Source organism: Streptomyces sp. SID11385 (genome assembly GCF_010548245.1).
GTDB lineage: Bacteria > Actinomycetota > Actinomycetes > Streptomycetales > Streptomycetaceae > Streptomyces.
Genome location: NZ_JAAGLR010000693.1, coordinates 1 through 8,936 on the forward strand (window position 1 = coordinate 1; position 8,936 = coordinate 8,936).

Annotated in this window: 8 protein-coding genes; 6 read left to right on the plus strand and 2 right to left on the minus strand. The window is 75.1% G+C overall.

Features of this window, described 5'->3' with window-relative positions; all coding sequences use genetic code 11:
- The 6 genes from G3I42_RS21205 to G3I42_RS21230 form a co-directional block, all read left to right on the plus strand.
- Positions 1-2,122 (plus strand): SpoIIE family protein phosphatase (locus G3I42_RS21205; RefSeq protein WP_164288221.1); only part of this gene is annotated, 2,122 nt, incomplete at its 5' end.
- 58 nt (positions 2,123-2,180) lie between these two features.
- On the plus strand, positions 2,181-3,044 hold the full coding sequence (locus G3I42_RS21210) for an Fpg/Nei family DNA glycosylase (protein ID WP_164288223.1): 864 nt from the start codon (positions 2,181-2,183) through the stop codon (positions 3,042-3,044).
- 154 nt (positions 3,045-3,198) lie between these two features.
- Complete coding sequence (locus G3I42_RS21215; protein WP_164288225.1) at positions 3,199-3,957, plus strand: LytTR family DNA-binding domain-containing protein; 759 nt, start codon at positions 3,199-3,201, stop codon at positions 3,955-3,957.
- 73 nt (positions 3,958-4,030) lie between these two features.
- Complete coding sequence (locus tag G3I42_RS21220) at positions 4,031-4,453, plus strand: hypothetical protein (RefSeq protein ID WP_343244611.1); 423 nt, start codon at positions 4,031-4,033, stop codon at positions 4,451-4,453.
- Positions 4,450-5,979, plus strand: a complete 1,530-nt coding sequence (locus G3I42_RS21225; RefSeq protein ID WP_164288227.1) for a cation acetate symporter — start codon at positions 4,450-4,452, stop codon at positions 5,977-5,979. Before G3I42_RS21220 ends, G3I42_RS21225 begins: the two co-directional genes overlap by 4 nt.
- A 42-nt stretch (positions 5,980-6,021) precedes the next feature.
- Positions 6,022-7,236 carry a histidine kinase gene (locus G3I42_RS21230; protein WP_164288229.1) on the plus strand — a complete coding sequence of 405 codons (1,215 nt, stop codon included), beginning with the start codon at positions 6,022-6,024 and terminating at the stop codon, positions 7,234-7,236.
- 34 nt (positions 7,237-7,270) lie between these two features.
- Here G3I42_RS21230 and G3I42_RS21235 read toward each other — a convergent pair whose 3' ends face one another.
- Complete coding sequence (locus G3I42_RS21235) at positions 7,271-7,771, minus strand: hypothetical protein (RefSeq protein ID WP_164288232.1); 501 nt, start codon at positions 7,769-7,771, stop codon at positions 7,271-7,273.
- Between the two features lie 94 nt (positions 7,772-7,865).
- Positions 7,866-8,489: a sigma-70 family RNA polymerase sigma factor gene (locus G3I42_RS21240; protein ID WP_164288234.1), complete on the minus strand. Its 624-nt coding sequence runs from the start codon at positions 8,487-8,489 to the stop codon at positions 7,866-7,868.
- Positions 8,490-8,936 lie beyond the last annotated feature (447 nt).

Sequence of the window (8,936 nt, forward strand, 5' to 3'; positions counted from 1 at the left end):
CCACGAGCCCGCGCCCGCCCCCTCCGGCGACCCGGCGGGCGATGCCGCCCCCTGCCCGGACGACTGGCCCGTCCGCCCCGACCCGATCCTCGCCATGAACCGCATGGGCAGCTTCGACTGGGACCTCGACAGCGGCCGGATGCACATGGACCAGCAGGCGCTCGCCGTCTTCGAGCTGCCCCGCGAGCGCTTCGACGACATGGCCACCACCGCGTCCGCACAGATGCCCCGCGCCGAACGCGACCGCATGGCCGCCCTCGTCAAGGACGCCATCACGGCGGGCCACGAGACGTACGCCGGCTACTTCCGCATCCGACGCGCCGACGACTCCTTGCGCTGGACCCACACCCAGGGCTACATCCGCCGCGACGCGGACGGCCGGGCCCGCCGCATCTTCGGCATCGTCCGCGACGCGACCCAGGAGCTGAGCGACACCACCGCCCGCCGCGAGCAGGCCTCCGAGCTGCGCCGCCGCACGACCGTCGTCGAGCGCACCACCGCCGCGCTCGCCGCCGCGCGCACCGTCGGCGACGTCCTCGACATCCTGCGCGAACAGGACGGCCTCGTGCGCCTCGGCGCGGACTCGCTCGTCGTCGGCCTCCTCGAACAGGGCCGCATCCGCCTCGTCGCGGACGGCCCCGCCGGCGGCTTCGTCCCCGGCACCCGCTGGACCCGCGTGGATGAGCCGTACCCCATGAGCGACGTCGTGCGCACCCTGCGCCCCGTCTATCTGGAGACCGCCGACGCCTTCGCCGCCGCCTACCCCGGGCTGTGGGCCGGCATCAGCCACCTCGGGCTCGTCGCCGCCGCGTACCTGCCGCTCGTCGCGCAGGGCAAGCCGATCGGCTCGCTCGGCCTCTTCTACCGGCACCCGCACACCTTCTCCGCCGAGGAGCGCAACGTCCTCATCGCCCTCGGCAGCAGTCTCGCGCAGAGCCTCCAGCGCGCCATGCTCTACGAGCAGGAGAAGGACCTCGCGCAGGGGCTCCAGCAGGCGATGCTCCCGCGCACCATCCCGGACGTGCCGGGCGCCGAGGTCGCGGTGCGCTACCGGGCCGCGAGCGCGGGCCGCGACGTCGGCGGCGACTGGTACGACCTCGTGCCGCTGCCCGGCGGCCGGACCGGCGCCGTCATCGGCGACGTTCAGGGCCACGACACGCACGCCGCCGCCGTCATGGGCCAGCTCCGCATCGCCTTGCGCGCCTACGCCGCCGAGGGCCACCCGCCCGCGACCGTCATGGCCCGGACCTCGCTCTTCCTCGACGAACTCGACACCGACCGCTTCGCGACCTGCCTCTACGCCGAGGCCGACCTCAGCACCGGCGTCCTCCAGCTCGTCCGCGCCGGACACCTCGATCCCTTCCTCATGGCCCCGGACGGCTCCGCCCGCCGCGTGCCCGTGCCCGGCGGCCTTCCGCTCGGGCTCTCCTCGCAGTTCGCCGCGCTCGACTACCCCGTCTCCACGCTGGAACTGGACCCGGGCGCGACGCTGCTCCTGTGCACGGACGGACTCGTCGAGGTCCCCGGCGCGGACCTCGACGACGGCTTCGCGAAGCTCGCGACGCAGTTGCGCACCGGCCCGCGCGACCTGCGGCTGCTCGCCGACCTGCTCACCGCGGGCGTCGAGCGGCGCGGCGGCGAGGACGACGTCGCCGTGCTGCTCCTGCGCCGCCGCGCCACGACCGGCGCCCCGCTGTACGGCGGCCGACTCCAGCAGCAGGTCTCGCCGGGCGACCCGCGCGACCTCGCCGAGGCCCGCCGCATGATCCGCTCCGCCGTCCGCTCCTGGGGCGCCGGCTCCCGCGCCGACGACATCGAACTCGTCACGGACGAGCTGGTCGTCAACGCGCTGACCCACACGGAGGGCCCCTCGCTCGTCACCCTGCGCGTGCTCACCGGGGCAGTGCGCCGCCTGCGCGTCGAGGTCGAGGACGCCTCCAGTGCCCTGCCGAGGCGGCGCGAGGCGGACGCCGAGGGGCAGTCGGGGCGCGGGCTCATGCTCGTCGACCTGCTCGCGGACGCGTGGGGCGTGGAGGCGCGGGGCGCGGGCAAGTGCGTGTGGTGCGAGTTCGAGGTGCGCAGGCCGGGCGAGGAGCCGGCGGGGCGGGACCGGGAGGCGTGACGCGGGCCGCGGGACCGGGCGCTGGCTTTCACGGCGACGGAGAGGCAATCTGGGGGTTATGCCCGAACTGCCCGAGGTCGAGGCCCTGCGGGACTTCCTCGACGACCACCTCGTCGGACGCACCCCCACGAGCGTCCTGCCCGTCGCGGTCAACGTCCTCAAGACCTACGACCCGCCGCCGAGCGCCCTCGTGGGGCACGAGGTGACGGACGTACGCCGGTACGGGAAGTTCCTCGACATCGTCACGGACGGCGGCCCGCACCTCGTGACGCACCTCGCCCGCGCGGGCTGGCTGCGGTGGCAGGACGCGGTGCCCCTGACGCCGCCGAAGCGCGGCCGCGGCCCGCTCGCGCTGCGCCTGGTGCTCGACGACGGCTCCGGCTTCGACCTCACCGAGGCCGGTACGCAGAAGCGCCTCGCGGTGTACGTGGTCGACGACCCGCAAGCCGTTCCCGGCATCGCCCGCCTCGGCCCCGACCCGCTCGCCCCCGGCTTCGACCGCGCGGCCTTCGCGGAGCTTCTGCTCGGCGAGCGCCGGCAGCTCAAGGGCGCCCTGCGCGACCAGAGTCTCCTCGCCGGGGTCGGCAACGCGTACAGCGACGAGATCCTGCACGCCGCGAAGCTCTCCCCGTTCAAGAACGCGGGCCGCCTCACCGAGGAGGAGACGAGCCGCCTGTACGAGGCCCTGCGCACGACCCTCGACGAGGCCGTCGCGCGCTCCCGGGGCCTCGCCGCGGGCAGCCTCAAGGCCGAGAAGAAGAGCGGCCTGCGCGTCCACGGCCGCACCGGCGAGCCCTGTCCCGTGTGCGGCGACACGATCCGCGAGGTCTCCTTCGCGGACTCCTCGCTCCAGTACTGCCCGACCTGCCAGACCGGCGGCAAGCCCCTCGCCGACCGCCGCCTGTCCCGGCTCATCAAGTAGTCGCGGCCGAGCCGGCGGTGCGCCTCCGAAGCGCGTCCCCGCACCGCGCGCGGGCCGCCGGATTTCACTCGTACGGGCGAAACGCCGCGTTGACGCGAGAAGGTGGCTCCACCCCCGGGTCGCTCCGGGCCTGTACCGCCTAGACTCCAGCGCCATGCTGCGCGTACTGGCCGTGGACGACGAGGAACCCGCGCTCGCGGAACTGCTCTACCTGCTGCGGGCCGACCCGCGCGTCACGAGCGCCGAGGGCGCCACCGACGCGACCGAGGCACTGCGCAGGCTCGGGCAGGGGATGGAGGACGGGGGCGGCGCGGAGCCCGTCGACGTGCTCTTCCTCGACATCCGCATGGCCGGGCTCTCCGGCCTTGACGTGGCACGGCTGCTCGCCGGGTTCGCGCGGCCCCCGCTCGTCGTCTTCGTCACCGCGCACGAGGACTTCGCCGTCGCCGCCTTCGACCTCAAGGCCGTCGACTACGTCCTCAAACCGGTCCGCAGGGACCGCCTCGCCGAGGCCGTGCGCCGCGTCGCCGAACGCGTCGAGGCACGCGAGCCGCGCCCCGCGCTCCCCGCCACCACGACCGCCGCGCACGTCCCCGTCGAACTCGGCGGCGTGACCCGCCTCGTCCCCGTCGCCGACATCGCCTACGTCGAGGCCCAGGGCGACTACGCGCGCCTGCACACCGCCGAGGGCAGCCACCTCGTGCGCGTCCCGCTCACCACGCTGGAGGAGCGCTGGCAGCCGCACGGTTTCGTCCGCATCCACCGCAGCCACCTCGTGGCCCTGCACCGCGTCGAGGAACTGCGCCTGGACGGCGGCGGCATGAGCGTCCGCATCGGCACGGCGGTGCTCGCCGTCTCGCGCCGCCACGCGAGCCGCCTGCGCGAATTACTCCTCAAGCGGGCGGGCGGCTGACCCGCTCGCGCGCACTGCCGCGCTCCACCTGCACGCCTTTCGCCCCAGCCCCTGTCCCCCCTACACTCCGCCCGTGCCCGCAGAGCAAGCTCCCCGCCGCGAGGTCGTGACGGGGGACCGCAAGGCCGTGCGCCGGCCCGCCGGGCGGCGCACGCAACTGGAGATCCACGAGCAGACCCCGCTCGGCGCCGCCTACGTGCGTTCCCTCATGCGCAGTCAGCTCCGCACGGGCCTCGCCGTGCTCGCCGTGCTCGCGCTGCCCGTCGTCACGCTCCCCCTCTTCCTCGGCGCGCTGCGCAGCCCCGCCACGACCTGGGCGGTGCTCGGCTTCGCCTGCTACCCCGTGCTCGTCGTCCTCGCGTGGGCGTACGTGCGCAGGGCCGAGCGCAACGAACGCGACTTCGCCCGCCTCGTACGCGGCGCCGAACACCCGCACGAACAGGCCGGGCCCGTCCCCCCGCCCCGCCGCGCCGGCGATCGGCACGGTGCCGCGTGAACCAGGCGTACGCCATCCCCGCCGTCGCCGTCGTCGTCCTCGCGACCGTCCTCATCGGCGGCTTCGGTCTGCGCGTCTCGCGCACCACCTCGGACTTCTACGTCGCCTCGCGCACCGTGGGCCCCTCGCTCAACGCCGCCGCGATCAGCGGTGAATACCTCTCCGCCGCCTCCTTCCTCGGCATCGCCGGACTCGTCCTCCTGCACGGCCCCGACATGCTGTGGTACCCGGTCGGCTACACCGCCGGATACCTCGTCCTCCTCCTGCTCGTCGCCGCGCCGCTGCGCCGCTCCGGCGCGTACACGCTCCCCGACTTCGCCGAGGGCCGCCTCGAATCGGCCACCGTGCGCCGCGCCGTGAGCGGCTGCGTCGTCGGCGTCGGCTGGCTCTACCTGCTGCCCCAGCTCCAGGGCGCGGGGCTGACCCTCGCGATCCTCACCGGGGCGCCGCGCTGGTTCGGCGGCGCGCTCGTGGCGGCCGTCGTCGTCCTCGCGGTCGCGGCCGGCGGAATGCGCAGCATCACCTTCGTCCAGGCGTTCCAGTACTGGCTGAAACTCACCGCGCTCCTCGTCCCCGCCTTCTTCCTCCTCCTCGCCGCGCACGGCGACCCCGCCGCGCCCGCCGGGCTCCCCGCCGAGAGCGCCTACCTCGGCGGGGCCGGCTCCGGGCAGCCGCTCGCCACGAGCCGCGCCGACCATCCGCTCTACGCGACGTACGGGCTCATCGTCGCCACTTTCCTCGGCACGATGGGCCTCCCGCACGTCGTCGTCCGCTTCTACACGAGCCCCGACGGGCGCACCGCGCGCCGCACGACCGTCGTCGTCCTCGCCCTCCTCGGCGCCTTCTACCTCCTCCCGCCGCTCTACGGCTGGCTCGGCACCCACTACGCGCCCGAGCTGAGCCGCACCCAGGACGCGGACGCCGCCGTGCTGCTGCTCCCCGGGCGGGTCGTCGGGGGCCTCGGCGGCGACCTGCTCGGCGCGCTCGTCGCGGGCGGCGCCTTCGCCGCGTTCCTCTCCACCGCCTCGGGCCTCACGATGGCCGTCACCGGGGTCCTCACCCAGGACGTCCTGCCGCCGCGCGGGCTGCGCCACTTCCGGCTCGCCGCTGTGCTCTCGGTCGGCGTGCCGCTCGCGGGCTCGCTGCTCGTCGCCGGGGTCCCCGTCGCCGACGCGGTCGGCATGGCCTTCGCCGTCTCCGCCTCGTCCTTCTGCCCGCTGCTCGTGCTCGGCATCTGGTGGCACCGCCTCACGCCGCCCGGCGCCCTCGCGGGCCTGCTCGCGGGCGGCGGCAGCGCGCTCCTCGCCGTCGCGCTCACCGTCGCGGGCGTCGTCCGCACCGGGTGGCTGCACACCCTGCTCGCCTGGCCCGCCGTGTGGAGCGTCCCCGTCGGCTTCCTCGCGATGATCCTCGTCTCGCTCGCCACCCCGAAGAGCCTCCCGCCGCACGCGGGCGCCACGATGGCCCGCCTCCACCTGCCCGAGGCGCTGCGCGCCGACGACGAACCCTTGGGGGAGCGCTCGTGACCGCCCCACAGGAGCGCCCGTGACCGCCTCGGAGGAGCGCCCGTGACCGCGACCGCCCTGCTCCTCGCCCTGTGTCCGCTCCTCCTCGCGGGCGGTTTCCTCCTGGGCCGCCGTACCGCCCACCCGGCGGGCCGCAGCGACCTCGGCACCCCCGTCGAGCGCGCCACCTTCGAGACCCTGCACACCGCCTCGCTCGCCGCGCCCCCGCTGCGCGCCGGGCTCGCCGACCTCGGCGAGGAGAGCGCGCGCAAGGCGCTGCGCAGGCTCCGCACGCTCCTGGGCACCGAGGCCCTGTGCCTCACCGACGAGGACCGCGTGCTCGCCTGGTCCGGGCACGGCGAGCACCATGCCGCGCACCTGCCCGCGCGCCTCGAAGGGGTGCTCGCGCACGGGCGCAGCGCGGCCTTCGACTGCGGCTGCGCCCCCGAGGCGGGCTGCGCCTCGCGCTGGGCGGTCGCCGCGCCCGTCGTGGTCGAGGACCGGGTGCTCGGCGCGCTCGTCACGTACGCGCCGCGCGAGTCCGCCGTCCTCGCGCGCGCCCTCGACGAGGTGGCCCGCTGGGTCTCGGTGCAGCTCGAACTCGCCGAGCTGGACAACTCCCGTACGCGCCTGATCGAGGCCGAGATCAAGGCGCTGCGGGCGCAGATATCCCCGCACTTCCTCTTCAACTCGCTCGCGGCGATCGCCTCGTTCGTGCGCACCGACCCCGAGCGGGCCCGCGAACTGCTGCTCCAGTTCGCCGATTTCGCGCGCTACTCGTTCCGCAGCCACGGGGACTTCACGACGCTCGCCGACGAGTTGCACTCGATCGACCAGTACCTCGCCCTGGTCCGCGCCCGCTTCGGCGAACGGCTCTCGGTGACGCTCCAGATCGCGCCCGAGGTGCTGCCCGTCTCGCTCCCGTACCTGTGCCTGCAACCGCTCGTCGAGAACGCCGTCAAGCACGGCCTGGAGGGCGCGGTGACGCGCAGCCGCATCACGATCGGGGCGCGGGACGCGGGCGCGGAGGCGGAGGTCGTCATCGAGGACGACGGCGTCGGCATGGACCCCGAGCGGCTGCGCCGCGTCCTGCGCGGCGAGGGGGGCCCGGGGGCGGGCATCGGGCTGCTCAACGTGGACGAGCGGCTGCGCCAGGTCTTCGGCGAGGACCACGGCCTCGTCATCGAGACGGGCGTGGGCGCGGGCACGCGGATCACGATCCGGCTGCCGAAGTACCACCCGGGGGTGCACTCGACCCCGATGCCGCACCGCGCGTGACCGTGACGGCCCCCGCCCCGCCGTGCCGCGCCGTTCAGAAGAGGTGGATCGCCAGGTGCCCGAGTGGCAGCCCGAGCCGCCACGCCGCCGTCCACACCTTCGGCCGCTCCTCCTCGGGGACCGCCGCCCCGCCCGGCACCGCGTCCAGGTCCGGGGCCAGCAGCTCCGTCTCGTGCAGCCACTGCCAGGCCGCGCGCGCGAGCCGCAGTTCGGCGCGGCGGCGCGGCCCTGGGCGGGAGGCGGCGGCTTCCGCGAGCCGCTCGGCGACCCAGTCCTGCCACGGCTGGTCGTGCGCGGTGAGCCCGAGCCAGGTGTCGAGCTGCGTGATGACGCGGATGCCGCTCAGCTCGTCCTCGGTGTCCGCCAGGTAGACCGTCAGCGCGAGCGCGTCGCGCCCGGCGCGGAACTCGAAGGAGTCCGGGGGCATCAGGTCCCCGCTGCGCAGCAGTTCCTCGGCGATGTACTCGGCGTACAGCCAGCCCATCGGCACCACGAGTGTGCCGGTTCCGGCCGTCTCCCCGCTTCCGTTGCCCATCGCGTACGTCCTCCTCAGATCGACGAGTACAGCCGATTACCCGAGGGGCGGTCACGGCAAGTGCCTTTGCGAAGACTTGACTCAGTGTCCGGTTTCAATGCGTCGCGGGGGTGTATCCGGGCAGGACGCTCCGCAGGGAGCGCAGCGCGTAGTACGCGCGTGATTTGACGGTCCCGGCGGGGATGCCGAGCGTCGCCGCCGCCTCCGCGACGCTCGCGCCCCGGAAGTACACCTCGACGAGGACGTCACGGTGTTCGCGGCTCAGCCCGCGCAGCGCCTCGCGCACGTCGAGCGCGGCGGCGGAGCGGTCGGCGTGGTCGGCGCAGGGCGGCGCCTGGTCGAGCAGTACTTCGCCCACCTCGGCGGGGCGCGCCCTGCGGGCCCGGCACGCGTCGATCGCGAGCCGCCGCCCGACGGTGAAGAGCCAGGGCCGCACCGAGGCGTAGTCGGCGCGGCGCAGCGCCTCGGGGTGCTGCCAGGCCCGTACGAAGGTCTCCTGCACCAGGTCCTCGGCGCGCTGCCGGTCGCCGTCGCACAGCCGCAGCAGCAGCGCGAAGAGTGCCTGGCCGTGCGCCCGTTGCAACTCGGCGAGTTCGCGTTCCCCCGTGACCTCGCGGGGCCGCTCGCTCGCGGTGCCGAGCGCTCCCGCGCGGCGCGCGGAGCGCTGGCGCGGGATGGCGGCGAGGGGGGCAGGCATCGTCGTCGTCGGCGGTGTCATGGCGGTATGCCAGCCCACCCGCCGCCGGGCGCCCATACGCCGTACGCGGCTGTGCGACGGGCGGTCGAAGCGCTCGATGAACGGTGCGACGAACGGTCGGTACGGGCGCGCGGGGGGTGGCGGGGGAGCGGGGGGACGGCGTGAACGGGGGCGCGTGCGCCGGGGCCGGGGCTGTTGCGGTTGCTTTCGCGCGCCGAGCGGGATGGGCGCTTGCGCGGTGATGGCATGGCCATGTCTTGTCGGTTTGTCATATTTACGCCCGTGTGTCGCCCCTCGGAGGTCGCCATGCCCCGCCCCGCGCTTCCCCGCGCCGTCCGCCCCCGTCCCGTCCGGCCCCGACTGGCCGGGCTACGGACCGGCCTGCTGCTCGCAGGTCTCGCCTCGACCGCCACCGCGTGCGCCGGACTCACCGGCCCGGAGGCCGCCCCCGCCGTCCACGCCGGGCCG

Excerpts from the sequence above, each read along its gene's own strand:
- G3I42_RS21210 (WP_164288223.1), top strand. The coding sequence starts at position 2,181 with ATGCCCGAACTGCCCGAGGTCGAGGCCCTGCGGGACTTCCTCGACGAC.
- G3I42_RS21215 (WP_164288225.1), top strand. The coding sequence starts at position 3,199 with ATGCTGCGCGTACTGGCCGTGGACGACGAGGAACCCGCGCTCGCGGAA.
- G3I42_RS21235 (WP_164288232.1), bottom strand. The coding sequence starts at position 7,771 with ATGGGCAACGGAAGCGGGGAGACGGCCGGAACCGGCACACTCGTGGTG.
- G3I42_RS21240 (WP_164288234.1), bottom strand. The coding sequence starts at position 8,489 with ATGACACCGCCGACGACGACGATGCCTGCCCCCCTCGCCGCCATCCCG.